Below are 26,681 nucleotides of genomic sequence, written 5' to 3'. Positions count from 1 at the left end.
GGGTGGGACCGTTGGGATCGCCGGGGGACACGTTGAAGCTGGGGGCGTTGGGGTAGAGCAGCGCCTGGTTTGCGATCTCGCCGGCTGCGGTGACCTCGGCCGTGAGGATCACCTGGACCTCGGACGTGTGGTTCGCGGCAAGTACCGTGCGGCCGGCGGCGGTGAATTCCACGGTCACCTGGTTGGTGGCCGTGTTGTGCGCCACCGTGTAATGCGTTCCCTCGGTGATGGCGGTTCCGTTGGTCAGGCTGACGTGCGCCCGGACGTACTGCAGCTTGGAGTCCAGTGCATCAACGATCTTGTAGCCGTCAATGACGGTCTCGTTGGGGATGTCGCCCGTGATGGTGAAATCGACCTCGTCCCCAACCTTGGTGTCCGCGTTGTCAGTCACTGTCTTGGACAGTGTGGACACGGAGTTCTTCGGGTACACATGCACGTCGTAAAGCCAGCCGTCCCGCTGGTTGGGGTCCGTCAGCGGAACGGTGACCAGGAACGGGGCAGCGGGGGTGACGCCCGCCGGGTAGGACGTCTCCGTGACCAGGTACAGGCCCAGGTCCAGGTTGTCGAAGAAGGCAGAGCCGGTGCCGTCCGTCACGGCAGCCACGGGCGCACCGAGCGTGTAGGAGGCAGCAGTGATGGACCCGGCCGGGTTGGCCGGGTCGAAGACCTTGCTGACGTCTTCGGCCGCCTGCCAGCCGGCGTTCGAGGCCAGGTTCACCGGGTTCACCTGCTCAATCGTGAACTCCACGCCAGCCAGCGGCGTGAGGCTGTCCAGCCCGCTGGTCACTTCGGTTCCGTTGCCGGGCAGCCCGGTGGCGGTGTCCGGCTTGTGGAACTTGTGGACTGTCAGCGAACCCTGCTGTGTGGCGTCCACGACGGGTGATGCATGAGCCGGTGCCGAGACGCCGAGCAGGGCTGTCAGCACGCCGGCGGTCAACGCCGCAGCGCTGCGCCAGCGGAGTCCCCTCTGCTTTGTTTCCAAGGTAATGCTCCTCATGTTGGGTGCCCTCACGGATGGGAGAGGCGGGTGGATTGTTGGACTAGGTGTTCTGCCGGCGGCGCGGCAGGAACCGCGGCAGGAACCGCGGCAGGAAAAGGGACAGGGCTGCTGCTGCCAGCAGCAGGCCACCCGCGATCAGGAAGGACACCGTTCCGCGTCCGCCTGAGTCGGGCAGTTCCAGGGCAGGGACGTCCCGAACCGTGATCTGGTAGCTGCCTGTTCCCGGATCCAACGCTGCGGAGGCAACACCGTTGCCGGCACCGCTGAGAATTGCCACGGTGCCGTCCGCTGCGACGGAGAACTGCACTGGCTCGGCCAGGAGGTTGAAGCCGGCGGGTGCCCGGGTTTCCTCCAGCCAGTAGGTTCCTGCCGGGATGCTTGCGGCCCGGAAAGCACCGGTTTTTCCGGAGACTGCGCTCAGCTGGCTCCCGGGGAGTTCACGCCCCGGTTCGCCGGCGTCGTCCTGCCGGAGCGTCCAGGCGGAGCCGTCCATCGGGACCCAGCCGGCGCCGGCGGATTCACCCATCTTCTGGACCAGGAGCGCAGGATTCGTGGTGTGTGTGGTGGTGCAGACACCACACCGTACGGCGCCGTCGACGCTGCTGGTGCCGGTGACGACGTTTCGCAGTGTGGCCGCCAGAGCGTCCTCCCTGACCGTGACCGAGTAGGTGAGCTCGGCGCTGCTGCCGGCGGGCAGGGAGACTGGACCTGCGGTGAGGATCCCGTTCGCTGCTGGATCCGGAACCGGGACAGCAGCGGCACCGGCCACGGAAAAGCGCGCGGACCCGGGGACGAACACGGCGTTGTCGAGGACGTCGCTGAGGTCGTCGCTGATCACCACGCCGCTGGCCGCCCCTGCCTGGTTTTGGGCGGTGACGGTGTAGCTGATGGTGTCGCCGGGAAGGACGGTTGAGCCAGTGGCCGGCACGGCGGCCTTGGAGAGCAGCACGTCCGTTACGGGGTGGGTGGTGCACAGAGAATTCCCCGGCTGGCAGTCCGCGGGCGGCGGGTTATCCCGCCGGCCGACGGCGTTGGCCAGCAGGGCGTCGCCGAATCCGTTTTCCCGTACCTTCACCCGGTAGCTCACCTGGGCCTGGGACTTTGCTGCCAGGGTTCCGGTGAGCCGCAGGGTCTGGGCGGCCGAATCGAAGACCGCGGAGATGCCTGCCGGGACGGCGATGGAGGACTCATCGAGGACGGCGTCGTCCAGCACGGATCCCAGGTGGTCGGTAAAATCCACTGCGGCTTCGCGGTCCGCGGTGTTGGACAGCGCCAAGGTGTAGGTCACGTCGCTGCCGGGCAGCACGGCGGTGCCGCTGGCAGGATTGGCGCTCTTGGCCAGGGTTGCCTCCGGGGTGACCGGCAGCAGGTGGTCCTCCACCTCGCCGGTAGCTGCGGCACCGGTGGGGAGGGAGATTTCACCGGCATCCGCTGCGATGCGGAAACGGGATCCGACGGCGGTGGAGCCGGTTGCAGGGGCAACTCCGGTCCAGGTCAGAGTGGCCTTGCCTCCGGTGACCGTCGCCTGGGCGCGTTCGGCGGCGTCGAAAACGCCGTTGTTGTTCCAGTCGATCCAGGCTGAGACCGTTTTGCCCTCGGCCCTGCCGGCATCGACGGTGACGGAATAGTCCTGGGCACCGCTGACGATTCCCGGCGGGGCGGACTCGCCTGTGAGCTGGGCCCATCCTTCGTCCCCCATCGCGGTCTTGGAGGTTCCCAAGCCGCAGGGGCCGGTACTTTCCGCGTTCCCCGAACCGGAGGTGTCATCCCCGGCCCAGGGCGCACGGTTGTCGCGGCCCTGCAGCGGGTCGTGGTCGGGGTCGCCCGGGACGCAACCGAGGTAGGGATTGCCGAGGGCGGTGTTGAAGGCAACACCGGGGGCTCCGGGCTGGCCGGTGAAGGCCATTGGATTGGTTCCGACCGCTGTCCAGTCGGTGAGGTGGACGGCTGGTCCGTAACTGGCGGGGGCATCGCCGAAGTCCATTGGCAGCATGACGCCGACCATCACGTTCTGCATCCCGGTGGCCGTGATGTCCGCCCGGATTTGGGTGGCACCGCGGGAGACTCCGATCGGTGCAGTCCCGCGGGTGCCGCCTCCCCACTCGGTGTACCAGGGGCCCATGGTCCGTGTTCCGAAACCGCCGTTGGCTACGGATGAAGTCCACATCCCGGCTCCGGCCCGGCTGGAGTTGTCGATGTTCTGCCAAGGCGCACCGTTGGTGGTGAGGACGTTGCGCTCCTTGTCCCAGTGGCCCGCACTTTCGCCGTCGGTAACCACTACGTCCACGGCGACGGGCTGACCGCGGAATGTCGCGGAGAGATCGAGTGTGAAGGAAACGGTGCTGTTGTCATCGCTGGGGGTGATGACGCTGTACTGGGTCCCGGTGTCGTATCCGTTGTTCTTGAGCTCGGCCCACTGAGGATCCTGACTGGTGACGTGCACGGCACGGGTGCCCGAACTTCCGCTGCGGGGGCCCGCAGTGATTTGTCCGAAGGTCGCAGAGATTTCAAAGTCCTGAGCGGGTTTCTCAACGACCTTGGTTCCAGTCTTTGCCTTGAAATACGGGCGGCCGCGGAAGATACCTGAGCCATCGGTGCTCCCGGGAACGGCCTTGGACCAGTCCAGCCAGTAGATGGAACTGGTATACCGGCCGCCGCCGGACGCGGTGGCGGCATCGGCCTGGCCGGGAACTACGAGCGGCAAAGCGGCAACGCACAGGAGCACAAGGATGCCGGCGATGCCTGCGCTGAGCCGGCTGCGTATGCGGGACAAAAGGGTTCCTCGATCTCTGCTGGGAGCATGCGGATGCCGGCACATCCGGGTGGACGCACCGTGCGGAAAAGGTAGGGGATCAGGGTCCATTCAACGCGCGCGTATCGGCCGTCCCGTGCCGGGAATAGGTTGAGGAGGGGCGGTTCACCCTCTTTTTAACCCAATAACCATTGACAGCCTGCTTAGCACATGGCAACATTTGCGCACTTTTTGAGGTTGCCGTTGCCTGTACATGACGCCAAACCCGTAAGCTGGCAGGAAATGAGCACGATAATTGACCGGACCAGCCCCGTATGGGAACGGGTTTCGGCCAGCTTGGATCCGGCGGCCCGGCTGCTGGTGGTCATCGGGCCCAGGGGGTCCGGACGGCGGCGGATAGCTAGTTCCTGGCTGGAAGGCGCAGGCCAGCTGGTGGACTTCAGCGAGATGCCCCCGGGCACCACTCCGGCGGACGCCGTCCGCCGGGTGCTCACAGTGTTGGAGGGCTCAGGTCCGGCCCGGATTGCGGCGATTCTTCCCCCGGTGCCGCAGGCCTTCGAGCTGGCCCTGCGGCCAGACGCACAGCTGCTGCGCGGACCGGATCTCTTCCTGACCGTGCCCGAAGTTGAACGGCTCGCAAGGGAGCTGGGCACCGGGACGGCGCTGTCCGGAACCCGGGTGCCGGGACCGGCAGCGAAAACACCGGAGCAGCTGTGGCGGCTGACCGGCGGCTGGCTCTACGGGGTGGAGACACTCCTGAAAGATCCTGCCGCCGAGACGCAGGTGGCTAACGTCCTGGGCCGCGCCATCGCACCATGGGTCGCGTACCTTGACCCAGAGGGGCTGCTGCCTGAAGCGGCGTTCCTGCCCTTTTTTAGCGACGACATGCTGCAGGCGTTCTATGCCCAGCGGGCTGACCGGGTTCCCGGGGCCGCGCAGCTGGTGGAAGCCTGCCTCATCCACCGTTCCCCGGATGGGGACTGGATGATGCCTGAGCTGGCCCGCAGCGAGCTGCGGGCGTCCCTGCAGCGGCGCAGCCCTGACCGGGCGGAGCAGCTGGATGCGCTCGCGGTGTCAGCGCTCGCTGAGGTCAGCGAGCCGGGCGCCGCCGTCCTCGCCGCCGTCGAACGGCGGGCGTGGCGGGGTCTGTGGTCCGTGCTGGAAGAGCATTGGGTGGACATGTTCATGTCCAACCCGCGGATGCTGCGCTACGCCGCTCAAAAGATGCCTGCGCGTTTCGCCCGGAGCGACCTTTTCACGGCTGCACTCAAGATTCTGGCCGCTGCCGGCAAAGACCGCATGAACGTTCCGTTTCCCGCCGCGGCGCCGGTTTACGGGCAAGACCGGACGGCCCAGAATCTCCGCAGGCTGACGGAGCAGCAGTTCCGGCGGCCGAACGCGTTCGCAGTGACGGCGGGACTGGTGGAACTTAGCTTTCTGCGGATACAGGGACATTACGAGGAGTCCGGGCAGTGTGGAGAACGCCTGCGGCGGGTGGTTTCAGAGGTCGCTGCAGCGGAGCGGGTGCGGCCCGTTATGGCCGGGATGGCCGAACTGCACTGCGGTATCTCGCTGCATATCGCTGATCGGTTGATTGAAGCCGCGAATGCCTATGAGGCAGCCATGCACTGGGGTGCCTGCGCCGACAATGCGTTTGTGCAGGCAAATGCTGCCGCCAACCTCGCCCTTGTTCACGCGCAGGCGGGAAACACCCAGTCGGCCCGTGACTGGGCTGACCGCGCGGATACGTTCCTGCCCCGCACCAAGTGGGGAACCAAGATGGTGGGCCGGGGCGCCCAGCTGGCCCGGGTGTACATCGCCTGGCATGAACTGGACCGGGCAAAGATGGAGGCTGCGCTCAAGCTGCTGCCCCCGGAACCGGACCATGACGAGTTCTGGCCGGTCCACGCGGAGCTCCTCACACTGTGGGAGAGGTACTTCGGTTCGGCCGACGCCGGGTTGCACCGGCTCAACGACCTGCGCAGCACACGTAAGTATGCCGCCCAGTCCCCGCTGGCGGTCCGTACCCTGGGACACGCGGAGTTCGTGGCCCGTGTGTCGCTTGACCCGTTGGCAGCGCCTCGGAAAGCTGCGGATTCCCCTGAGCTGAGGAACCTGCAGGCCTACCTGGCCATCCAGACCGGCGATACCGATGCAGCACTGGCCGTTCTGCAGCGGACCCTCCCCGCTCCTGAAGGAGGCTGGCGGATCCGCTGCATTGCCCGGAACCTGCAGCTGCTGGCCAGTGTGGTCCCCGGACCGCTGGGGGCCGACGCGCTGGAAACCATCCGGACGAACTACGTGGCCGGTGGCGAGCCCATCGATGTGCTGTGGCTTTGGCAGGAGGCGCAGAACCGGGACGGGCTGCGGGAAGCGTTAGGCCTTACCGACGGGGAAATCCGCCGACTGGACACTTTTGCGGTTTCCCGCCGGGGCCGCGTCGAAGACAGAATGTCCCTGACGGACCGGGAGCTGGAGGTCCTGGCCGGACTCCGGCTGGGCAAAACCCGCATGCAGATGGCTGCCGAACGGCACGTATCCGTGAACACGGTAAAGGCGCAGACCACCTCCCTCTACCGGAAACTGGGCGTCACCACCCGCCATGAGGCCCTGCAGAAAGCAAAGCTCTGGGGATACTGATCCAGCGCTGGTTCAGCTAGTTCGTCCGGTAATGCCCCGGCCACTCATCGGCCGGGATACGGGTGATGTCCTTGACCTCACCGATGGTGCCCCACTCGTTCAGGCCAAGCCGGGAAAGCGGACGGAGCTTATCGATGCGCGGGTGGGCTTCGGCATCGAGCACGTCAGCTTGGATGGCGGCCCGGGTGATCTCGCCGTAGACCACAAAACAGTCGCCCACCGGGTGGATTTCATGCAGCTTGCATTCCAGCGCCACCGGCGAGCCGGCCACTCGGGGCGGACGCACGGTTGCGCTGGGCTCGGAGGCGATCCCGGCGGCGTCGAACTCGCTGACATCTGCAGCAAAGCCGGTGCCGGTGGCGTTGATCGCCTCAAACAGGTTCTCCGGCGCCAGGCTGATCACGAATTCACCGGTTTCGCGGATGTTGCGCAGCGAGTCCTTCTCTCCCACCGAGGTAAAGGAGACCACGGGCGGGTTGACCGACGCGATGGTGAAGAAGGAGTGCGGGGCCAGGTTCTCCACACCGCTGGCGGAGAGTGTGGAGACCCACGCGATGGGCCGCGGCACCACCACGGAAGTGAGCAGCTTGTAGAAGCTCCGGCCGCCCATAACGGCGGGATCGAAATCCGTTCTCATGCTGTTGAGCTTATCCCCGTTTGCGCGCAGCCCCGGCAGCCATAATGGGGTGCATGAGCATCATCAAAATCAACGCGATCACTGTCCCCGCCGACTCCGGCGATGAACTGACCCGCCGCTTCGCCGCCCGCGCCGGAGCCGTGGACAATCAGGACGGGTTTGAGGGCTTCGAGCTCCTGCAGCCCACGGACGAAAGGACCACCTGGCTGGTCATTACGCGCTGGCGGGATGAGAAATCCTTCCAGGACTGGGTGGCCTCCAAGAACTTCGGGCACGGGCACGGACACCGCGAAGGAGCCGACGCCGAGCGCCGTAAGCCGGTGGGCGTCAGCGCTGAACTGTGGAGCTACCGGCCCGCAGGCGGAAGCACTCCGGAGGCATAGGCACCGGCACAAATCTCCGGGCCGGCGTTCCCAAATGCCGGCCCGGCTGGAATCGTGGAAGAGGGGTTTGTTGGCAGACCTACACGAAACCAGGTGCAGCATGGAACTGATTCCGGGAAACACCCTTCTGACCGCTTCGCCCGAGGAGGGCCGCAAACTCGCCCTGGAACTGGCGCTGCACAGCATTTACGCCATTCAGCCCGACGAGAAGGTCCTCAAAGCGGGAAGGGACGTGTACTCGACGGATCCGGAGGAACTCATAGCGTCGTCGCATGTGGTGGCCATTGAATTCGCCACCATCGCGGCGGCCAACAACTACTGGCGGTAAACCCTGCTGGGCCCCGCGCGGCGAGCCGGGCCCGGCTGCGGCGGTAAGTAAGATGACGTGCACACCGGCCACCGGATCCGGCCCGGCTTCGGCACATCTACGGGGGAATCATGAGCAGCGTTCAGTCCGACGGCACCGGAAATACCGGAAAGCGCCGCTCACGGCTGCTTGCCATCATCATCGCCGTCGTGGCCCTGGCTGTTGCAGCAGCAGCACTTTTTGTGGCGCTTCGCCCGGACGGTTCCGCAGCCGGCGATGCGGAGACCACGCCCTCGGCCGCCCCGGCGGCCACCGAGACTGAAGCCACGCCGGAAGAAACTGTGCTGGCCTCACCCGAGCCGGAAGAACCTGCGGCCCCGGAGCCCGCAAGCTACACGACGGCGGACGGCATGTTGAAGTTTGACCATCCGATTGGCTGGACGGTCCAGCCGCTCTCATCTCCGTCCAAGGACACCTACAACCAGACCGGTGAGGCGCTGGAAGTCGTCAACGCAGACGGGCAGACGATGGCCGAGCTGATCACCGGAGTGGTTACCGGATTCGTGGCGGTACAGGGAGTTCCCTACGTTGAGTTCGACTATGAGCCGATCCCCGGGCTCGAGGATAAGGAATCCGGGCGTGGCGAAGCGCCGGCTTTCGTTTTCCACGGACTCGATCACGCTGCCGGCTTCGAAGCGGACATGGCCATCACCGGTTGGGGCCGGCAGACCGATCCGGAGTCAGCGGTGCTCCCGCACGGATTTGAGTTCATCCCAGGGACCAGCGGTGCGTTCTTCAACCGGCCGATGGGCCCGGACACTGTTCTCCCAGTGGACCCCGCACTCACCGGAGCCCCGCGGCTGGAAGCCTATATGCAGACCGAGGAATATAAGGAGATCAAGGCCATGATGATGTCCCTCCGCTTCCTGCAGTAGGCGTCCGGCCTGCCTGACGGATCAGGTGGAGGCTGCGATGTTGTGGTTGCGCCGGAACAGATTCTCCGGATCCACGGCGGACTTGAGCGCGGACAGCCGGGCGAGCTTTTCCCCGGAGTACACACCCGGAGCCGCCTGGGCGGGATCCTCGGCGCCCATAAAGTTCACGTACTGGCCGCCGCCCGCGAATGGCTCTGCGTCCCGGGAAAGTCCGCGGACGAACGCGGTGTGGTGCGCGTCGTCGGCGGCGTCGTTCCAGAAACCGTAGATGTTCAGCCAGTAGCGGGCGTCGCGGACCGGGAACGAGGTCGCGTCCTCCGGTACCCGGCCGAACGCACCGCCCATGTGGTGAAGATCGAACCCGGTGCCGCGCCAGGACTGCTCCCGGGCACGCCGGGCCAGTACGTCAATGAGCCCGGCGTCCAGCGAGTTGAAGGACGTGTTCTTCCAGTAGGCGCGTGATCCGTGCGGAAACAGGTCATCCACGGCCGACTGCCAGTCCAGCCACGGCACCGGCTGCACCAGCTCGGCATCCGGGGCGGCGAGGTCCCGCAGCCGGTCGACGACGGCGGCGGCCGCTTCCTCGTCCTCGCCGGCCCAGGCGAAGCCCACCGCCATGATCGGGTCCTCACCCTGTTCCCATTCCGGCGGCGGCACCAAAAAGGAAATGATCGTGGTGAGTTCATCCGGAACGTCCGCGCTCCAGGCTGAGAAGGCATGCAGCGCGTTCTCGAACCGGTCCGCCTTGTAGATGAGGTTGCCGCTGTAGACCTCCGCCGGCAGCGGCCACGCCTGGAATGTTAGCGAGGTGACGACGCCGAAGTTCCCGCCGCCGCCGCGCAGCCCCCAGAACAGCTCCGGTTCCTCCTCCGCGGAGGCATGAACGGCGGTTCCGTCCGCGAGTACGACGTCGGCACCCAGAATGTTGTCCACGCTCAGTCCGTGGGAGCGGGTCAGCCACCCCACGCCGCCGCCCAGGGCCAAGCCGCCGACGCCGGTTCCTGACACGACTCCGAGCGGAACGGCCAGCCCGAACGGCGCCGTCGCCAGGTCGATGTCGCCCAGCGTCGCGCCGCCACCGGCCGTCACGGTTTGCGCGATCCGATCGACCTCCACACTGCGCAGCCCGCCGACGTCGAGCACTATGCCGCCGTCCACGGTTCCGTTGCCGGCCACGTTGTGCCCGCCGCCGCGTACCGCCAGCGGCTGCCCGGTCCGGTGGGCAAACGCCAGGACCGGCGGGACGGGGGGGGGGGGGGGGGGGGGGGGGGCGCCGCCCCCCCCCGCCCCCCGCGCGGCAGGCTGCACGTCCACCATTCCGTTCCAGACCTGGCGCTGGGTGTCATAGCCGCTGTCGCCGGGCAGCGTCACAGTCCCGGTGATGGCGTCAGCCAGCGCGGGGTAGAGACTGGAGGCGGGCTGCGGCCAGGGGACAGCCGGTGCAGTTGTGGCGGTTGCTGGGGTTTCGGTCATGGTCCATCGCCTGGGGACAAACCCGGCCGTCCTGACCGGGACGGGAAGAAGCCGTGAGTGGCTTTACGCCTATTCTTGGCCTCCCCCGGACCGGGTTCAATGACTTCCCCAAACCGCAGCCGGCGCTACCGCCGGTGATGCACCTCCTGCAGTCCGTACACCGGAGTGGGCAGGCCTTCCATCCGTGCCTTCAGCTGCAGGGCCAGGAAGATCGAGTAGTGCCGGCTCTGGTGCAGGTTCCCGCCGTGGATCCAGAGGTTCTCCACGTTGGTGGGCTTCCACATGTTCCGCAGCTCGCCCTCCCACGGTCCCGGGTCCTTGGTGGTGCCGGAGCCGTAGCCCCAGCATTTGCCCACCTGGTCGGCCACTTCGGGGGAGATCAGGTCCGCCAGCCAGTTGTTCATTGACCCGTAGCCGGTGGCGTAGACGATGATGTCTGCCTCGAGCTCCGTGCCGTCGTCGAGCACCGCCGCGTTGCCGGTGAGCTTGGCGACCTGGCCCTGCTTCAGCTTCACCCGCCCGTCGATGATCAGCTGGGATGCGCCGACGTCGATGTAGTAGCCGGAGCCGCGCCGCAGGTACTTCAGGAACAGGCCCGATCCGTCTTCACCGAAGTCCAGGTTGAATCCGGCGTCGCGGAGCTGGTCGTAGAACCCGGCATCGTGCTCGGCGATTCTCTCGTAGATGGGGATCTGGGCGTCGGGCAGGATCCGGTAGGGGAGCGAGGCGAAGAGCATGTCCGCTTTCTCGGTGGTGGTTCCGGCGGCCAGGGCGCGTTCGGAGTAGAGGTCGCCCAGCGCGAACTCCATGAGCGAGTCGCTGCGGACAATGTGGGTGGAGGAACGCTGCAGCATGGTCACGTCCGCGCCGTGTTCCCAGAGGTCCGCGGCGATGTCATGGGCCGAGTTGTTGGAGCCGATGATCAGGGCTTTCTTCCCGGTCTGGTCCCCGCCTCCGGGGTATTTGGAGGAGTGGTACTGCTCGCCGAGGAAGGCGTTGGCGCCTTCGAACTCGGGGACGTTGGGGTAGCCGGAGACGCCCAGGGCGAAGACGAGCTGCTGCGGACGCAGCGTCAGGTCCTCGCCGCGGCGGCGGACCCGCAGTTCCCAGGTGCCGGCGTCGTCGTCATACTCGGCGCCCAGGCACTCGGTGCCGGACCAGTAGTCCAGCTCCATGAGCGCGGTGTAGTGCTCCAACCAGTCGCCGATCTTGTCCTTGGGTGCGAAGACCGGCCAGTCATCGGGGAACTTCAGGTAGGGGAGGTGGTCGTACCAGACCGGGTCGTGCAGGGCGAGGGACTTGTACCGTTTGCGCCAGGAGTCGCCGGCGTTCTCGTTCCGCTCGATCACGATGGTGGGCACATTCAGGCGCTTCAGCCGCGCCGCCAGTCCAATGCCGCCCTGACCGCCGCCCACGATCACACAGTACGGCTGTTCTTCGTAGCCGAGCCGGTCCTGGTGGTCCTGTTTCCGTTCGAGCCAGGATTTCCGGCCGCGTTCCACCGTGTGCTCCACGCCCTTGGGGCGTTTGGTTCCCTTCTGCTCCTCGAAGCCTTTCAGCTCCTGCATGGTGGTCAGCAGCGTCCAGGCCTTTCCGTCCCGCAGACGCAGGTGTCCCCATCCCCGGGCAGCGGCCGTCTCGAAGCTGATCCAGGCTTCGGCCACGCCGTCCTGGTCGGACGCCGGCTCGGTGAGCTGCCAGTTGGCCGGCTGCACCTGGTCCAGGACGGCGTCGAGCATGTCAGCGATCTCGCGGCGTCCCTCGAGCGTTTTGAGGTTCCAGGTGAAGGAGACGAAGTCGCGCCAGAGTCCGTCCTCTTCGAAGAGTTCCGCGGCCGCTCGCGTGTCCCGGCCGGTCAGGGCAGTGTTGAAGGCGTCCAGCCAGGTTTCGACGGCGGCAGATTCACCCATGTCCCACTCCTTTGTGGTTGCGTTTTGGAGGTTCCAGTAAACGCCTCGCGCCCGACGATAGGTAGGGTCCCAAACGGATTTCCCTGTTCCCGTCTGCCTCGGCCCCCGCATCGAGATGGCAGAAACTGCACGTTTCAGCGCTGTAACGAGCCCTAACTGCCATCTCGATGAGCGGGGTTAGGCTGGAAGCAGTCGAACCCAAGGAGAAAAAGTGGCATCCCTGCTGACCCCGCTCATCACATCCGCCGGCCTGATCGGCGGCTACAAGACCGCCCGCGACACCGGCAACCGCCAGCTTGGGGGAGCCGTCCTCGCCGCCGCGGGTGCTGCTGCCTTCGCGCTGTGGAAGCGCGATGCCGGGACGGGCACCGCCGTCGCCCTCACCACCACCTACGTGGCGGCCTTTGGCCTGTCCCACCCGCTGGCTAAGAAGCTGGGCGCCTGGCCGTCCGTCTACACCGTCACCGCGGCAACGGCGCTCGCGTCGCTGGTTTTCGGGCGTAAGAAGTAGCCTGCCCTCCTCCCATCGAGATAACAGAAACTGCCCGTTTTGAGGGACAGTTTCTGCCATTTCGATTTGGAGGGACGACGGTGACCGGGGGCCGGACGCCGTTACCGCCAGCCGGCGCCGGGCGCCACGAGCTTGACGATGTTCTCCAGCAGTGCCGCGTTGTAGTCGACGCCCAGCTGGTTCGGAACCGTGACCAGCACGGTGTCCGCGAGCTGGACGGCGGCGTCGTCGGCCAGTTCCTTGGCGATCACGTCCGGTTCGCCCACATAGCTGCGCCCGAACCGTGCCAGTCCGCCTTCGAGCCGTCCCACCTGGTCCTTGGCGTCAGCCTGTGCGCGCAGACCGAAGTAGCGCCGGTCCTGGTCGCTGACCAGCGGGATGACGCTGCGGCTGACGGAGACCTTGCCCTGCCCGGGGTGTCCGGCGGCTTTCCAGGCCTCGTGGTACGCGTGGATCTGCTCGGCCTGCAGTTCATCAAAGGGGACGCCGGTATCCTCGGTCAGCAGGGTGGAGCTCATCAGGTTCATACCCTGTTCGCCGGTCCACTTCGCCGTCGCGCGGGTTCCTGAACCCCACCAGATCCGGTCCCGGAGGCCAGGGGACTGCGGTTCGATCGGCAGCAGGCCGGTGTGCCCGGTCATCTGAGGATTCGCCGGCGCCATGCCCTGTCCGGTGATGGCGGCACGGAAGATTTCGGTATGGTGGCGGGCCATATCGGCGTCGGTCTGCCCTTCGCCGGGTACATAGCCGAACGACTCGGCGCCCCGCAGGGCAGGTTCGGGGGATCCCCGGCTGATGCCGAGCTGCAGCCGGCCACCGCTGATGAGGTCAGTTGCCGCGGCTTCCTCAGCCATGTACAGCGGGTTTTCGTACCTCATGTCGATCACGCCGGTGCCCAGATCGATGCGCTTGGTGCGGGCTGCCATCGCGGCGAGCAGCGGGAACGGGGACGCCTGCTGCGGCGCAAAATGATGCACGCGCACAAACGCTCCGTCGGCGCCGACCTCTTCAGCCGCGACGGCAAGGTCAATGGCCTGCAGCAGCGCATCACCGGCCGTGGGCGTCAGGGAACCCGGGACGTCCTGATAGTGGCCAAAGGAAAGGAATCCAATCTTCTTCACATGAGGATCAGCGCCCGGGGTGCTGCGGATATTCCGGACCGGGGTTTCCGGGTTCCCTGTCACATCCCACGCAGCCCGTCTAGACTCGCGGACCATGGAAAACGAACTTGTGGAACTCGAAACGGCCGGTTGGCATGCGCTGTCCACCGGTCCGGAAGAGGCAACCGCCTTCTACTCCGAGGTGCTGTCGAGTCAGCCCGTGGTTATGCTGACCAACGGCCTGCGGATCACCGACCGGCAGCAGATCGTCGACTCCATGGGTGGGCCGCCCTGGACTGCCTTCGAGATCATCGAACCCCGGGAGGATTACCTAGGGCCCGACGTCGGTGTCCTCACCTACAAGGTGCGGGCCGACCGCGACGGAACCCCGTACACGGCCCTGCTCAGCAGCGTGTATGCCAGGGAAAGCGGCGAATGGAAGCTGGCGCTGCACCAGCACACGCCTTTCTAGCGGGCGGTGATCGTCAGGGAGCGCGTGCGGAACAGACTGCTGGTCAGTGGCTCGAGGTACCTCGCCGGGATTCGAGCACCGGACGGATCAGTGCGTCGGACACGGTGCCGGCTGCCCAGGAATAGATGCTCTTGTGCAGCACATCCACGACCTGGTCCTGCCGGTCCCAGGTGGGCGGCGGGGCGCCGACGCCGGTGGCGTTCTCCAAGGTTTGGTCGGTAGCCAGACGCACCACCGTGTGCCAGGTGTTGGCCAGCGGGCCGCGGATGCCTGTTACAGACCAGATGCCGCGCAGCGCGCCGAGCGCCGCACCGGTGCCCCAGTGCATCGTGTGGTTCCAGGCCGCGGACTGCGGCTCGTCGCCGGGTTTGCGCCCTAGCAAGGTGAGGAGGGTGCGGGCGGGCACGTAGGAGTTGGGCCGGTGCGTCAGGGCTTGTTCCAGCTTCTCAGCTGCCGTCATGGCGGCGACTCCGGCCAGACCGGCGACGGTGCCGGTGGCCGCTGCCTTCAGCAGCGTTCGTCCGCGTGGTGGGGTCATGGACTGCCTCCTTGCTAACGGGTTGGCGATGCTTCCTACCACCATAACGACCGCGCACCGGGGGCAGAGGCACTATGCCGAAGTCGAAACCCGCTCCGCAACCAGCGCCTGTAGGTCAGCAACGGAACGGCCAGCGAGCGTTTCCCAGCGGGTAATCCCGGGTTGTACGGGAACGTCGACGGCGTTGGGCACAGCAATGGTTACGGCGCCTGAGGCCTTCGCAGATGCCACACCGGGCAGGGAATCCTCCACGGCCACAATCCGGTTCAGGTCCAGGGACGTGCCCAGTTCCTCGCCCATCAGCTTCGCCGCCAGCAGGTAGGGCTCCGGATCAGGCTTGCCATTGGCGACCATCTCACCGGTCACCAGGAAACGGAAGGTCCCTTCCGGCAGCTGGTCGGCAATGACGCGGGCCAGCAGTGACTCACTCATGGTCACCATGGCGCACGGGATTTCGGCCGCATACAGCTCGGCCAGCAGCTCGCGGGCTCCGGGACGCCAGGGAATTTCCTGCTGGACGGAGCGGACAACGCTGTCCAGCATGGTGTCGAGGATTTCCCGGATCCCCAGGTCCGCTCCCGCGGCCTGCAGGGCACGGGCCGAATCGGGCAGGGCGTTACCCACCAGCTCCATGGCCTGCTCGTCGCTCCAGCTGACCCCGAACCGTGCCATCAGGTCCTTCTCGGCGGCGAACCAGTACGGCTCGGTGTCCACCAGGGTTCCGTCCATATCCCATAGGACTGCCTGCAGAGTGGGATGTGGCGACAAAAGGTTCCTCCTGGACGGTGGCCGCAGGATCCTGCGGAGTATGAAGCGGACGGGCACGGACGACGGCGATTACCCAGACTGATCGTGGCAGGACGCCGCAGTTCCGTCAAAACCTGCGTCCTGTCCGGCCGGCGACGGACTAGAGTGCTTCTGCCTTGCGCCGGCTGCTGCGGGCAACGAAGTAAATGGCCGCAGGAACAGCCGATATCGCCAAGCCCGCGATCATCAGGAACCACGTGGCGCCGTTGACGGGACTGGTCCGTCCTTCAAGGTACGGGCTGAGAACCACGATTTTTTCGGGAGCAGCCGGATCGGCATACAGCTCCACAATTTCCCCTGGCTGCCATTCAGGCTCGGGATATCCGTCTTTAGAGTGCGACCGGTGTTCCACCGTCCCCGCGAATGAACTCCCGTCCACCGAATAGCTGACAACCGCTGCTGTCTCGGTTGTGTAGGACCTGTCGCTGTTTCTGGGGTGGCGTGTCGACGTCTCGGTTGAAACCGATTGCACCAGGCCCTGGATCTGGACCCCCTCTGTGGAGAGCCGGTAGTACTCCGTGTTGTCGAGTACCGTTTTCACGGTCCAGCCACCGAAGACGAGGAGGGACAAAATGGTCAGGGCACCGGTCACCCGCTGCACCACCCGCATATTCCGTGCCAGCCGCTTCCCATTCCAACCTGGGGCGAAGTAGCCGTTGCCGGCGCCGTCGTTCAGGTAGATTCCGCGCCATGCGTGGCGGCCGTAGGCCACCTCCATGGCGTACTTGCTGGTATTGCGGTGAGGGGAGCGGGTCCAGCCTTCGGGTACTTCGAACGGCTTGGGCTGCATCGGCGCCCTGTCCGCCTGTGGCCTGTTGTCGCTGTTTTGCACCTTGGCAGAATACCGAAAGGCTGGGAACGTTTAACCTTCGGCTACAGCTAGCGGCCAGGGGTGTGCCCCCGCATAAACTCCAGCACCGGCGCGGCCAGTGAAGCACCGATCACGTCCTGCGGCCGTTTGTTCCCGGCGACCTCGAACATGTGGTTGCCGCCTTCAATACGCTCGACGACGGCGTTGGCGCCGATCTTCTCGGCCACCGGTTCCAGCTCGCCCGGCAGCGCGAACGGATCCCGGGTGCCCTGCAGGAACAGCATCGGCAGGGTGAGCCCATACAGGTGCTCGTCGCGCAGCTTCTCCGGTTTCCCCGGCGGGTGCAACGGGTACCCCAGGAACACCAGGCCCGCAGCCTGCATCCCCTCGGCCACGGCCATGGAGGCCATCCGGCCGCCGAATGATTTGCCGCATGCCCAGACCGGCACTCCGTCGGCGTTATCCTCGGCAGCGAACATCACTGCCCGCCAGGCCGCAATCGCGGCCGGAGCGCGGTCCGGGAACTTCTTTCCGGCTTCGCGGTAGGGGAAGTTGAACCGCCAGGTGGCCACACCGGCGTCGTTCATTGCATCGGTAAACCCGGTGAGGAAGGGATGCTCCATACCTGACCCGGCGCCGTGCGCCACGACCATTGACGCCCAGGCGTCGTCGGGCTGCGCGAAAACGGCGCTGACGGTTCCTTCGCCCACCGAGACGGTGAGGTGCTCCTGCTGCACTGGCATGGTCTCCAATTTACGGGACGGGGATCTGCCGCTCACCTCAGAGCGGCAGGCCGCCTTCTTCCTTGACGGTTTTCATCACGATGGTGCTGGTGAGCTTTTCGACGCCGGGCAGGCTGACCAGCACGTCGTCATAGAACTGCTGGTACGCGGGAAGGTCTGCAGAGATCACCTTGAGCAGGAAGTCCGGGTCCCCGAAGAGGCGGTCCGCTTTCACGATCTGCTCGTGCCGGCCCAGCTCCTCCTCGAACGTCAGCATCTGCGCCCGGTTCCGCAGGGTCACGAACACCAGGGTCTGGAACCCGAGCCCGACGGCGGCGGGGTCCACCACGGCGCGGTAGCCGGTGAGCACGCCCCGGCGTTCAAGCTCCTTGATCCGGCGGTGGCAGGGCGCAACCGTCAGCCCGACCTCCGCGGCCAGCGCCGTCGCACTCATCCGTCCGTCGATTTGGAGCAGCCGCAAGATTTCATGGTCAATGGCGTCAATCACGCAAAAATCGTACCGTGATCGGCTGAATCCGAGCACATTCCGGTCAGCACTTCGCGCGCGGATCTTCCTAGGCTTGAGGAATGGATTTTTCGCAGCTCGCGGGTTTCGCGGCCGTATCGATCACCCTGGCCATGACCCCGGGGGCTGACTGGGCATACTGCATCTCTTCCGGGCTGCGCGCCCGCCGGGTGGCGCCCTCCGTCGCCGGGCTCTGCGCCGGCTACCTGTTCCACACCGCGCTGATCGTCGCCGGGCTCGCGGCGCTGATCGCGGCCTCGCCCGGGCTGCTCACCGGCCTGACGCTGGCCGGTGCGGCCTACCTGCTGTGGTTGGGCATCTCCACGATGCGGTCCTGGCGTGCCGCCGGGTTCACAGACGGAAGTACGACGCCGGTGCCCGCGGCCAACGCCGCGCCGGAACCTGCCTCGGTTGAGGGCTCCGGTTCCGTGGCCCTGGCCGTCCGCGCGCCGGTCCGCTCCCGCCGCGCCGTCGAGCGCCGCGAGTTCCTCAAGGGGCTGGGCACCTCCGGCACCAACCCGAAGGCGCTGCTGCTCTATCTGGCACTGATTCCGCAGTTCGTGGATCCCACAGCATCGCTGGCCCTGCCACTGCAGTCCCTCGTGCTGGGGCTGTCCCACTTCGGGGTCTCCGTGCTCGTCTACACCCTGGTGGCACTCGGTGCCCGGCGGCTTCTGCGCTCCCGGCCCGCAGCTGCCCGCGTCGTCACGCTGGCCAGCGGCATCCTGATGGTGTGCGTGGCACTGGTCCTGCTCGGCGAGCGGCTCCTGGCCTGACCCGGCCCCGACCGATCGAGATAACAGAAACTGCCCGCTCAAACGGGCAGTTTCTGCCATCTCGATGGGGAGGCTAGGCGGAGGACACCGCCGCGACGGCCTGCCGTGCCAGCGCCTTCAGGCTGAAGCCGGGAGCAGTAACCTCCTCAGGCGACGGACTGATTCCGGCCACGAGCAGCTTCCGCGCGCCCATATGCTCCCCGGGCGAATTGACCGACTCCACGGCAGCCAGCCGTCCGTTCCGGAAACACAGCACGGAGAACTTCCCGGAGTCCGGGTCCCCGCTGAGCACGGTCCGGTCCCCGGGTGCGGACAAGCCGGCGATCTGCAGCCGCAGGCTGCCCTGGTTGCTCCAGAACCACGGCAGGTCCGTGTACGGCTCGGCCGGTCCGAGGATGGTCCGCGCCGCATGCCGTCCCTGGTCCGTGGCGTTCTGCACCGACTCGACCCGGATCCGCGCGCCCGCATGCACCGACGGGAAACTGGCGCAGTCACCCACCGCCAGGACCGACGGATCCGAGGTGCGCAGCGCGGCGTCGACCACTATGCCGTTCCCGGTTTCCAGCCCGGCCGCGGCCGCCAGCGCGTCATTGGGCACGACGCCGATGCCCGCCACCACCAGATCGGCCCGGTACCGGGTGCCGGTCGTCGACACCGCCCAGCCGACCCTGCCGTCCATGCCCGGTTCAAAGGAGGCGATGCCTTCGTTGAACTGCAGCCGGATCCCGGCACCCGCATGGGCCGCCGCGAACCAGGCACCCATCGCAGGGCTCAGCGCCCGCCCCATGGGTCCCGGCGCGAACTCCAGCACCGTCACCTCGCAGCCGCGCGCCTTCGCCGCGGCAGCAATTTCCAGCCCGATGAAGCCGGCGCCGACCACCACCACCCGCCGGGCCGCAGCGAGATCCGCGTGCAGCCGCTCGGCGTCGGGCAGTGTCCTCAGCAGATGCACCCCCGGCAGGTCAGCGCCCGGGCAGGTCAGCGCCCGGTTCGCGGTGCCGGTGGCGAAAACCAGGTGCCGGTAGCCCAGCTGCTCTCCGTTCCCCAGGGTCACGGTCCGGGCCGTGCGGTCCACCGCGGTGGCCCGCACACCGCTGCGCAGCGTGATCTCCTTGTCCGCAAAGAACGACGCCGCGCGCAGCGGCAGGGGAGCGGGGCTGCCCTCCGGTGCCAGGTAGTCCTTGGACAGCGGGGGACGCTGGTAGGGCAGGCCCGGCTCGTCCGCGATGACGGTGATGTCCTCCCGGTAACCGCCGGTGCGGAGCGAATCCGCGACCTGCAGTCCGGCCTGCCCGCCGCCGACAATGACTACGGACATCTCAGACCTGTTCCGCAGGGACGTCGACGACGATCCCGTCCAGTTCCGCACAGGCCTTGATTTGGCAGCCGAGCCGGGAGAACTCAGTCCGCTCGGCGGTGGTGCAGTCCAGCATCTCCTCTTCGTCATCGCTGGGTTCCGGCAGTGCCGCGGTGAACTCGGGGCGGACGTACACGTGGCAGGTGGCGCACATCGCCTGGCCGCCGCATTCCCCGACGATGCCGTCCACTCCGTTGGTGACGGCGGCGCGCATCAGGGATGTGCCCGGCTCCACGCTCACCGTGGCAGGCGTACCGGAGGGCTGGACAAAGGTAACGGTATTCATGGTTCTCCTAGGAAAGGCGGGGTTAGCCCCAGCGCACGGGCATCTTGAGCATGCCGCGGAAGACCCAGCCGGCGTCGACCGTCTCTGCCGACGGGTCCAGACACAGCTTCGGGAAGCGGGCAAAGAGGGCGGGCAAAGCTACCTGGGCCACCTGGGCGCGGGCCACCCAGGTTCCGGCACAGAAGTGCGTTCCGCCGCCGAAACCCAGGTGCGGTTTTTTGGGCCGGTGGAGGTTGTAGGTTTCCGGATCCTCGAAGACCGCTGGATCGCGGTTAGCGGCCCCGAGGACGACGCCGATGCGGGCTCCCTTGGGCAGGCGGATCCCCTCCAGGACGGTGTCGCGGGTAGCTTCCCGCGGGTACATGCCGATCGGTGCCACCCAGCGCACGGACTCCTCGAAAGCCGCCGCGTACAGTGCGGGGTCTTCCTGCACCGAGGCCAGCTGGTCCGGATTCACCAGCAGAGCCCAGACCGTGGTGCCCAGGACGTCCCTCGGTTCGTTCAGGCCGCCGCCGATGGTCATCTTCAGGTTGGCGCGGATGGCTTCCAGGGGAATCGGCATCGAGGCCAGCCCGGAGAGCAGTGAGTGGTCCGGATTCTTCCGGAAGTACGGCAGCATCTCATCGATCGCGGCGTCCACCTCGGCGGAGGAGCGGGCGCTCTTTTCCCAGACCTCGGCGTCGTCTGCGTAGTTGCCGGTGCCGTCGATCATCGTCTGGCTCCAGCGCTGCAGATCCTGCTGCGTGGCGTTGCGGAATCCGCAGATCAGGCGCAGGTTTTCGGCGGCGTAGGGGGCTGCGTAGTCCCAGACAAAGTCCGCTCCCGGCCCCTTGGCCTCCAGCTCGCCGAGGTATTTGTCATTGTTCGCCTCGAAGAGGGCTTTCCAGTGGTTCTTGATGGTGCCGGGACGCAGTGTGGACCCATAGGAGTCCCGTTCCACGCGGTGCTCCGGATCGTCCTTGCGCAGCATTGAGTGGCCCATGGACCGCTTCATCAGCGAACCGGTTTCATCGGCGGAGAACGTCTCGTCATCCTGCTCGATGGTGTGGCAGGCGGCGTAGCTGGTCACCATGTAGCGGTTTACCGCGGGCACCCAGTGCACCGGGGCTTCCTCGCGCATCCGCCGGTAGATCGGGAACGGGTCCCGGTACAGGTCGGGGATGGTGACCCAGTCGGCCACGGGGGCTTCGCGGACTTCAGCCGCGGCCGTGGACTGCGCGGCGGAAACGGCGGGTGCGCCGTCGGCACTCGCCGGCACCCCGGCAAAGGGACAGCCGGGGGACTGGGTGGTATCCGGGGTGGTCATCGGTGATCTCCTCGTATGCGTGGCGGCGGCACCCGCCTGGGTTCCAGTGTGCCGTGCGTCATATCCCCGGTAAAGTACAAGAAAACTTTGAATATCCACGCTTTGAGTGAGGTTAGGCATGCTCCGGTACACCCTGCGGCAGCTGGAAGTGTTCGCCGCCGTCGCGGACCACGGCAGCATTGCGGCCGCGGCGGAGAGCCTGCATGTCTCCGAGTCCGCGGTGGCGGGGGCGCTGAACAATCTGGAGCGGGCCTTTGGTGCGCAGCTGGCGATCCGGCGGAAGGCGCACGGCATCACGCTGACCACGGCCGGGCAGAACGTGCTGGGCCGGGCCCGAAACCTGCTGGTGGACGCCGTGGACCTGCAGCTGCACGCCGGCGGCACGGACGCCGAGGTGCGCGGTTCGCTGGTCCTGGGCTGTTACCTGACGCTGGCCCCCACGGTGCTGGCCCGGCTGATCGAACACTACGGACGGCGGTATCCGCTGGTGGAGCTGGACTTCTACGACGGCCCGCAGTCAGAGATCCACCGCCGGCTGGCGGAAGGACAGCTCGACGTCGCCATCGCCTACGATCTCTCGCTTCCGGCGGGACTTAACCGGCAGCCGCTTTTCGCCGCGGAGCCGGCGGTGGTGCTGTCCGCGGAGCACCCGCTGGCGGAGCGCACCGAACTGTCCCTGGCCGACGTCGCGCCTGAACCGATGATCCTGCTGGACGTTGATCCCAGCCGGGAGAACACCATGACCATGTTTGATGCCGCCGGCCTGACACCGAACGTCCGGTTCCGGACCACGGACTATGAGGTGACGCGCTCGCTGGTGGGACGCGGGATGGGCTACGCGATCCTGGTCCAGCAGCCGGCCGGAGCACTGTCCTATGAAGGCCGCCCGCTGGTGGTGCGGCCGCTGAGCCCAGCGGCGCGTCCGGTGCCGGTCTCCATGGTGTGGCCCGCTGCCCTGCGGCCGTCCCGGAGCGTGGCGGCGATGCTCGGCCTCGCCGCGGAGCTCTACGGCTAACCCCATCGACGGGAAGGAGGGGCGGGAAAGCTAGGCGGCGAGGTCGGCCTTCAGCGGATAGCCGCGGCCTTCAAGGATCACCTGCGCGGCCAGGCCGCGGTCCGGGTTCACCACAATGGGGGCCATCAGGTTGACCGTGACGCGCTCGCCGGTCTGGGCCACGAGCAGCAGCTGCCCGTGTCCGCCGGCGCCCAGGCCCAGTTCCAGCAGCTGCGCTTCGGGAATCTCCGGCTCGTAGCCCGGAACAAATGCCGAATCGATCAGGAACAGGCCCAGCTCCGGGTTGGACTGTGCCTGCAGATTGAACAGCCCGGCCGCGCCGTCGACGCCGTTGAGGTCGTATTCGGTTTCAGCGCCCAGCCCGGGCGGCGGCGTGGTGAAGCTCAGCCGGCTCACCGCAGGAAGTCCATCAGCGAGTTGGGCAGCACCTTGGCTGTGACCTGCAGGGCAGCTTCATAGTTGATGCGCTGCAACTGCAGTTCCAGGGCGGTCTCCGCCAAATCTGCGTCTTCGATACCGGCCCGGGAGGCCTCCAGGGTGAGCTGCTTATCCACGTTCGTCTCCTCAGCCCGTTCCAGGCGGGCGTGTCGGGTGCCGATCTCGGCATGCGCCGCAATGATGTTCTTCAGGTGTCCATCCAGAATACCGATGCTGCCGGACACATCCGTATTGGCGCGCAGGTTCGCGGCCAGGTCATCGATCGCACGGAAAACCGAGTCGGCGCCGGTGCCGAACACCGCTGCGCCGTCGGCGTCCACCCGGACGGTCTGCCCTTCGCCCACGGAACGCAGCACGGCGCTGTCCGGGCTGCCGGTGAACACGGGCTCGGCGCCGTCGCGGAAGGCGACGCCGGCGTCCGAGTTTCCGGCGAACACTGTCCGGCCAAGGTAGGTGGTGTTGGCCTGCGCCAGCAGGTCCGCGCGGATGCCTTCCAGCTCCAGGGCCAGGGCTTCACGGGACTGGTCGGACTGCGAGCCGTTGGCTCCCTGCAGCGCGAGGTCCTTGGCCCGGTTCACCAGTCCGGTGGTGAGGGACATGGACGATTCGATGACCGCCATCCAGCCCTTGCCGTTGTCGATGTTGCGGGCGTACTGCGCAGACCGGGCCTGCTCCCCGCGGACCGTCAGTGAATCCGACGTGCCGGTGGGATCGTCCGATGGACGGGAGATCTTCTGCATGCTGGTGGCCTTTTCCTGGATATCCGCCATCCGGGAGGACGCCGCATTCAGGTTCCGCTGCGCGGTGGCCATCATTGACTGGCTGGTTACTCGGTTAATCATGGTTACCTTCCTACAATCCCTGTGCGGTTGATCAAGGTGTCCAGCATTTCGTCGATTGCGGAGATGACCCGGGCGTTTGCCTGGTAGGCCTGCTGGTACTGGACCAGGTTCACGGTTTCCTCATCCAGGCTGACCTCGGTGCGGGACGCGAGCTCGGTGACCGCGCCGAAGTGGAAGTTCTCCGCCAGGGTGCCGGACTGCACCGCGGAACGGGCCGCGACGCCGGTCCGGGTCACGAAGTCGTTCCAGAACATGTCCGGGGAATCCGGTCCGGTGCCGATCAGGGAGATGTTTCCGGCGTGGGTGCCGTCGTACCCGTCAGCTCCGGGCAGCGCCGCAGCAATTCCGGAGGCATCGGTGGGAACTACGCCGATGCCCTTGGCCGCCGGCACCCCGGCAGCGAAGGAGAAGAAGTCCAGGCCGGTCCGTCCGTCCGGTGTGGCGCCGGCACGGTGCGCGTCATTGACCATGCTGCCGAGCTTGAGGGCAAACGCGTTGTACGACGCCGCTGCCTCCGCGATCGGTCCGCCGGTTCCGGACGCGTCAGCCGGGGCGAGCACTGAAACGGTGCCGGCCATCTGCCCGCCGGTGGCGTTCACCGCGGAAACGGCGCGGCCCACCCACTCCAGCCGGGGCGGATCGGCGTCGGCCCCTTCGAGGCTGCGGGCGCCGGCGGCGGTGACCGTATAGACCTGCTCACCCTGGACCAGGGCGTTGCCGCCCACGAACACGTCCAGCATGCCCGCGGACCCGGGAACAGCGGTACCGCCGGCCAGATCGGCGATCTGCGCTGCGAGCAGGGCCCGCTGGTCGATCAGTTCGTTGGCGGTGCCCCCGGAGTTCAGGGTCTGGCGGATCTGGCCGTTGAGCTCACCCAGCTGGGCTGCTGCGGCGTTCAGGTCGATCGCCATTGAGTCCAGGCGTCCGCGGTTCTCCGCCCACTGGTTCTCCAGCCCGGCGTATCCGAGGGAGACCAGCGAAGTGAGGGAGTTCGCTTCGGCCAGCAGTACCGAGGACGGCGCTGACTGGTCCATGGAGTTGGACAGGTCCTGCCAGGAGGACCAGAACGCTTGCAGCCGGGCGGAAATGCCCTTGGCCCCGGGTTCGCCAAGGTTCAGTTCAATGTCCGTCAGAGCCTCGGCGCGGATGTAGGTGTACCCGGCGGTGGACGCGGTGGCCCGCACGCGGTTCTCCGCGAACACGTCCCCCAGACGGGCTATCGAATCAACGACGACGCCGCTGCCCGGCTTGGGAGGGGTGGTGAACAGGCCTGCGGGGCCCGGTGCGCCGGCGGGAGAGGTGACGACCCGCTGGCGGGTGTAGCCTTCCGTGCCCACATTGGCCAGGTTCTGCCCGGTGACGTTCAGGCCGGTGTTGGCTGCTGAGAGACCGGTATATGCGGTGTTGAGTCCGCCGAATGTGCTCATTGCCGTCCTTAGAGTTTCTGATCCAGCAGGGATGCGCTGCCCGGGGCTGCCTCGGAGCGTCCGGAGCTGTTGTAGAGGCCAGGCTCGCGCTGCATGGTGGCAATGGTTTCCTGGCTGGAGCGTGACGCTGCCCGCAGGAACTGCTCATTTGCGTCCCGCAGTTCCTTGATCCGCCGGGTCTGGCTGCCCAGGGCTGCCAGGTGGGAAAGGAAAATGTCCTTCCATGCAGACGGGGCTGCCGCTGCCAGGCCGGGCAGGCCGGTGCCTTCCGGCAGCTCCCACTCGGTGATGACTTCCGCCGCAGCCATGTCCCGCTGCAGGGATATGGACTGGAGCTGCTCCACCACCTGTTCCACCTCGCGCGTGGCGTGCTGGATCCAGCGGGTACGGCCGGCGGTCAGCAGGAGCTGCTCTTCTTCCAGCTTGAAGGTAAGCAGGTCAAGCAGCGTCCTCTCTTTCCACAGCACTGATGACAGTTCCTGTGCCCCCACGCGTCCAACGTCCTTTCGATCCCCGCCCCGGCGGTGTTCGGGCAAGACACGAGTTGCCTTACGTATTAGGAATCGGCAGGACGGGGTTCCGGGTTAGCTGCAGCACGGATCCGGACGGGCTATCCGGCGGGAAAAGAGACAGAGAAAAGAAAAAGAAAAAAAGATCAGCACAGTTGCTTACCGTTCCGGCACCGGATGCCGAGATAGCTGGTATCGGCCCACGGACGGGCCAACAAGTAACGCCCAATCACGGAGGAAACCACAATGGGTATGCAGATCAACAACAACCTGATGGCCAACAACTCGCTGCGGAACGTGAACAACACGCAGGATGCACTGTCCAAGTCCCTGGAGAAGCTCTCCAGCGGCCTGCGCATCAACCGTGCTGCTGACGACGCCGCCGGCCTGTCCATCTCCGAGGGCCTGCGTTCGCAGGTTTCCGGCCTGGCCGTTGCCCAGCGCAACACCCAGGACGGCATTTCCGTTATCGGTGTTGCCGAGGGTGCACTGCAGGAAGTTCACACCATCCTGCACCGCCAGCGCGACCTCGCTGTCCAGGCTGCCAACGACTCGAACAGCGTTGAGTCCCGCAAAGCCATCACCACCGAGTCCAAGGCACTGACCGACGAACTGGCTCGCATCTCGGCGACCACGAACTTCAACGGCATCAACCTGCTGGACGCTACCGCGGAAGCTAATGGCCTGACCTTCCAGGTCGGTGCCGGCGCTGATCCGACGACCGAGCAGATCAAGATCAGCCTGGTCGACATCTCGAAGATCGCAACCGACCAGACGAAAGCTCAGGTTGCTGCAACCCCGAGCGCACCCGCCGGGGTGGACGCTGCCGGTGCCGCCACCCCTGCTACCGCCTACGCTCCGGCAACCGGCGGCCTGGACTTCACCGACGCTACGAAGGCCGCGGGTTCGATCAGCATCCTTGATGCGCAGATCGAGAAGATCTCTGAGGCACGGTCAGACCTGGGCGCTTCCCAGAACCGCCTCGAGTCCGCCGGCCGCTCCCTGGCTGTTGCCAAGGAGAACCTGGGCGCTGCCGAGTCCCGCATCCGCGACACCGACATGGCTGCAGAAATGGTCAACTACACCAAGGCCAACATCCTGCAGCAGGCCGGCGTTTCGATGCTTTCCCAGGCCAACCAGTCCGGCCAGGCCGTGCTGAAGCTCCTGGGCTAAACCCATCAGCTGAATCCGGGCAAACCGC

General features: G+C 66.6%; 27 protein-coding genes. 9 read left to right on the top strand and 18 right to left on the bottom strand.

What is annotated here, in order from left to right:
- Both TVC13_RS09575 and TVC13_RS09570 read right to left on the bottom strand, forming a co-directional pair.
- Window positions 1–982: SpaH/EbpB family LPXTG-anchored major pilin (locus tag TVC13_RS09575; RefSeq protein ID WP_422400987.1), on the bottom strand; the 982-nt coding region annotated here is incomplete at its 3' end.
- 58 nt (window positions 983–1,040) lie between these two features.
- Complete coding sequence (locus TVC13_RS09570; protein ID WP_422400986.1) at window positions 1,041–3,773, bottom strand: CshA/CshB family fibrillar adhesin-related protein; 2,733 nt, start codon at window positions 3,771–3,773, stop codon at window positions 1,041–1,043.
- A 261-nt stretch (window positions 3,774–4,034) separates the two neighbouring features.
- On the opposite strand from TVC13_RS09570, the gene TVC13_RS09565 reads away from it, so the two are divergent.
- Entirely contained in the window at window positions 4,035–6,392 is a 2,358-nt protein-coding gene (locus tag TVC13_RS09565) for a response regulator transcription factor (protein WP_422400985.1), read from the top strand.
- 16 nt (window positions 6,393–6,408) lie between these two features.
- Here the strand turns inward: TVC13_RS09565 and TVC13_RS09560 are convergent, their stop codons facing one another.
- Window positions 6,409–7,029 (bottom strand): flavin reductase family protein, encoded by a 621-nt coding sequence (locus TVC13_RS09560; RefSeq protein ID WP_422400984.1) that lies wholly within the window; start codon window positions 7,027–7,029, stop codon window positions 6,409–6,411.
- 53 nt (window positions 7,030–7,082) lie between these two features.
- Here TVC13_RS09560 and TVC13_RS09555 point away from each other — a divergent pair, with 53 nt between their 5' ends.
- From TVC13_RS09555 to TVC13_RS09545, 3 genes are all read left to right on the top strand, one after another.
- Window positions 7,083–7,412, top strand: a complete 330-nt coding sequence (locus TVC13_RS09555; protein ID WP_422400983.1) for an antibiotic biosynthesis monooxygenase family protein — start codon at window positions 7,083–7,085, stop codon at window positions 7,410–7,412.
- Window positions 7,413–7,512: 100 nt separating this feature from the next.
- Window positions 7,513–7,740, top strand: a complete 228-nt coding sequence (locus TVC13_RS09550) for a hexameric tyrosine-coordinated heme protein (RefSeq protein ID WP_422400982.1) — start codon at window positions 7,513–7,515, stop codon at window positions 7,738–7,740.
- A gap of 110 nt (window positions 7,741–7,850) precedes the next feature.
- On the top strand, window positions 7,851–8,654 hold the full coding sequence (locus TVC13_RS09545; RefSeq protein ID WP_422400981.1) for a hypothetical protein: 804 nt from the start codon (window positions 7,851–7,853) through the stop codon (window positions 8,652–8,654).
- Window positions 8,655–8,675: 21 nt separating this feature from the next.
- On the opposite strand, the gene TVC13_RS09540 is transcribed toward TVC13_RS09545, so the two are convergent.
- Together TVC13_RS09540 and TVC13_RS09535 are read right to left on the bottom strand one after the other, a co-directional pair.
- Complete coding sequence (locus tag TVC13_RS09540; RefSeq protein ID WP_422400980.1) at window positions 8,676–10,127, bottom strand: FAD-binding oxidoreductase; 1,452 nt, start codon at window positions 10,125–10,127, stop codon at window positions 8,676–8,678.
- 125 nt (window positions 10,128–10,252) lie between these two features.
- On the bottom strand, window positions 10,253–12,037 hold the full coding sequence (locus TVC13_RS09535; protein WP_422400979.1) for an NAD(P)/FAD-dependent oxidoreductase: 1,785 nt from the start codon (window positions 12,035–12,037) through the stop codon (window positions 10,253–10,255).
- Window positions 12,038–12,248: 211 nt separating this feature from the next.
- Between TVC13_RS09535 and TVC13_RS09530 the strand changes: the two genes are divergently transcribed.
- Window positions 12,249–12,548, top strand: coding sequence for a hypothetical protein (locus TVC13_RS09530; RefSeq protein WP_422400978.1), 300 nt, complete (start codon window positions 12,249–12,251; stop codon window positions 12,546–12,548).
- Window positions 12,549–12,649: 101 nt separating this feature from the next.
- On the opposite strand, the gene TVC13_RS09525 is transcribed toward TVC13_RS09530, so the two are convergent.
- Window positions 12,650–13,669: an LLM class flavin-dependent oxidoreductase gene (locus TVC13_RS09525; protein ID WP_422400977.1), complete on the bottom strand. Its 1,020-nt coding sequence runs from the start codon at window positions 13,667–13,669 to the stop codon at window positions 12,650–12,652.
- A gap of 94 nt (window positions 13,670–13,763) precedes the next feature.
- Between TVC13_RS09525 and TVC13_RS09520 the strand changes: the two genes are divergently transcribed.
- Window positions 13,764–14,120, top strand: coding sequence for a DUF4440 domain-containing protein (locus TVC13_RS09520; protein ID WP_422400976.1), 357 nt, complete (start codon window positions 13,764–13,766; stop codon window positions 14,118–14,120).
- A gap of 43 nt (window positions 14,121–14,163) precedes the next feature.
- Here TVC13_RS09520 and TVC13_RS09515 read toward each other — a convergent pair whose 3' ends face one another.
- The 5 genes from TVC13_RS09515 to TVC13_RS09495 all read right to left on the bottom strand — a co-directional run bounded on the left by TVC13_RS09515 (window position 14,164) and on the right by TVC13_RS09495 (window position 17,506).
- On the bottom strand, window positions 14,164–14,658 hold the full coding sequence (locus TVC13_RS09515) for a hypothetical protein (protein WP_422400975.1): 495 nt from the start codon (window positions 14,656–14,658) through the stop codon (window positions 14,164–14,166).
- Window positions 14,659–14,730: 72 nt separating this feature from the next.
- Complete coding sequence (locus TVC13_RS09510) at window positions 14,731–15,426, bottom strand: HAD family hydrolase (protein WP_422400974.1); 696 nt, start codon at window positions 15,424–15,426, stop codon at window positions 14,731–14,733.
- A 139-nt stretch (window positions 15,427–15,565) separates the two neighbouring features.
- Entirely contained in the window at window positions 15,566–16,297 is a 732-nt protein-coding gene (locus tag TVC13_RS09505) for a DUF3592 domain-containing protein (RefSeq protein WP_422400973.1), read from the bottom strand.
- Window positions 16,298–16,344: 47 nt separating this feature from the next.
- Window positions 16,345–17,019, bottom strand: coding sequence for an alpha/beta family hydrolase (locus tag TVC13_RS09500; RefSeq protein ID WP_422400972.1), 675 nt, complete (start codon window positions 17,017–17,019; stop codon window positions 16,345–16,347).
- Window positions 17,020–17,056: 37 nt separating this feature from the next.
- Window positions 17,057–17,506: an Lrp/AsnC family transcriptional regulator gene (locus TVC13_RS09495; RefSeq protein ID WP_422400971.1), complete on the bottom strand. Its 450-nt coding sequence runs from the start codon at window positions 17,504–17,506 to the stop codon at window positions 17,057–17,059.
- An 80-nt stretch (window positions 17,507–17,586) separates the two neighbouring features.
- Between TVC13_RS09495 and TVC13_RS09490 the strand changes: the two genes are divergently transcribed.
- A complete protein-coding gene (locus TVC13_RS09490; protein ID WP_422400970.1) occupies window positions 17,587–18,300 on the top strand; it encodes a LysE family translocator in 714 nt (237 codons plus the stop codon).
- 73 nt (window positions 18,301–18,373) lie between these two features.
- Here the strand turns inward: TVC13_RS09490 and TVC13_RS09485 are convergent, their stop codons facing one another.
- Genes TVC13_RS09485 through TVC13_RS09475 form a run of 3 tightly spaced genes read right to left on the bottom strand, consistent with a single transcriptional unit; the run spans window position 18,374 to window position 21,249 of the window.
- Window positions 18,374–19,618, bottom strand: coding sequence for an NAD(P)/FAD-dependent oxidoreductase (locus tag TVC13_RS09485; RefSeq protein WP_422400969.1), 1,245 nt, complete (start codon window positions 19,616–19,618; stop codon window positions 18,374–18,376).
- A 1-nt stretch (window position 19,619) separates the two neighbouring features.
- Window positions 19,620–19,943: a 2Fe-2S iron-sulfur cluster-binding protein gene (locus tag TVC13_RS09480; RefSeq protein ID WP_422400968.1), complete on the bottom strand. Its 324-nt coding sequence runs from the start codon at window positions 19,941–19,943 to the stop codon at window positions 19,620–19,622.
- Window positions 19,944–19,965: 22 nt separating this feature from the next.
- Window positions 19,966–21,249 (bottom strand): cytochrome P450, encoded by a 1,284-nt coding sequence (locus TVC13_RS09475; protein ID WP_422400967.1) that lies wholly within the window; start codon window positions 21,247–21,249, stop codon window positions 19,966–19,968.
- A gap of 118 nt (window positions 21,250–21,367) precedes the next feature.
- Here TVC13_RS09475 and TVC13_RS09470 point away from each other — a divergent pair, with 118 nt between their 5' ends.
- Window positions 21,368–22,264: a LysR substrate-binding domain-containing protein gene (locus tag TVC13_RS09470; protein WP_422400966.1), complete on the top strand. Its 897-nt coding sequence runs from the start codon at window positions 21,368–21,370 to the stop codon at window positions 22,262–22,264.
- A 30-nt stretch (window positions 22,265–22,294) separates the two neighbouring features.
- Here the strand turns inward: TVC13_RS09470 and TVC13_RS09465 are convergent, their stop codons facing one another.
- From TVC13_RS09465 to TVC13_RS09450, 4 genes are read right to left on the bottom strand one after another with little or no spacing between them, the layout of a single operon-like run.
- Window positions 22,295–22,660 (bottom strand): flagellar assembly protein FliW, encoded by a 366-nt coding sequence (locus TVC13_RS09465; RefSeq protein ID WP_422400965.1) that lies wholly within the window; start codon window positions 22,658–22,660, stop codon window positions 22,295–22,297.
- On the bottom strand, window positions 22,657–23,544 hold the full coding sequence (locus TVC13_RS09460; RefSeq protein ID WP_422400964.1) for a flagellin: 888 nt from the start codon (window positions 23,542–23,544) through the stop codon (window positions 22,657–22,659). The genes TVC13_RS09465 and TVC13_RS09460 overlap by 4 nt, the downstream gene beginning before the upstream one ends.
- Before the next feature lie 2 nt (window positions 23,545–23,546).
- Window positions 23,547–24,971, bottom strand: a complete 1,425-nt coding sequence (gene flgK, locus TVC13_RS09455) for a flagellar hook-associated protein FlgK (protein ID WP_422400963.1) — start codon at window positions 24,969–24,971, stop codon at window positions 23,547–23,549.
- An 8-nt stretch (window positions 24,972–24,979) separates the two neighbouring features.
- A complete protein-coding gene (locus TVC13_RS09450; protein ID WP_422400962.1) occupies window positions 24,980–25,462 on the bottom strand; it encodes a flagellar protein FlgN in 483 nt (160 codons plus the stop codon).
- A gap of 264 nt (window positions 25,463–25,726) precedes the next feature.
- Between TVC13_RS09450 and TVC13_RS09445 the strand changes: the two genes are divergently transcribed.
- Window positions 25,727–26,653, top strand: coding sequence for a flagellin (locus TVC13_RS09445; protein ID WP_422400961.1), 927 nt, complete (start codon window positions 25,727–25,729; stop codon window positions 26,651–26,653).
- Window positions 26,654–26,681 lie beyond the last annotated feature (28 nt).

It is taken from the genome of Arthrobacter sp. 3Tela_A (assembly GCF_049311025.1).
Lineage (GTDB): Bacteria > Actinomycetota > Actinomycetes > Actinomycetales > Micrococcaceae > Arthrobacter_B.
Note: the sequence above shows the minus strand (reverse complement) of the source record. Positions and strands in the feature narration are given on the sequence as shown.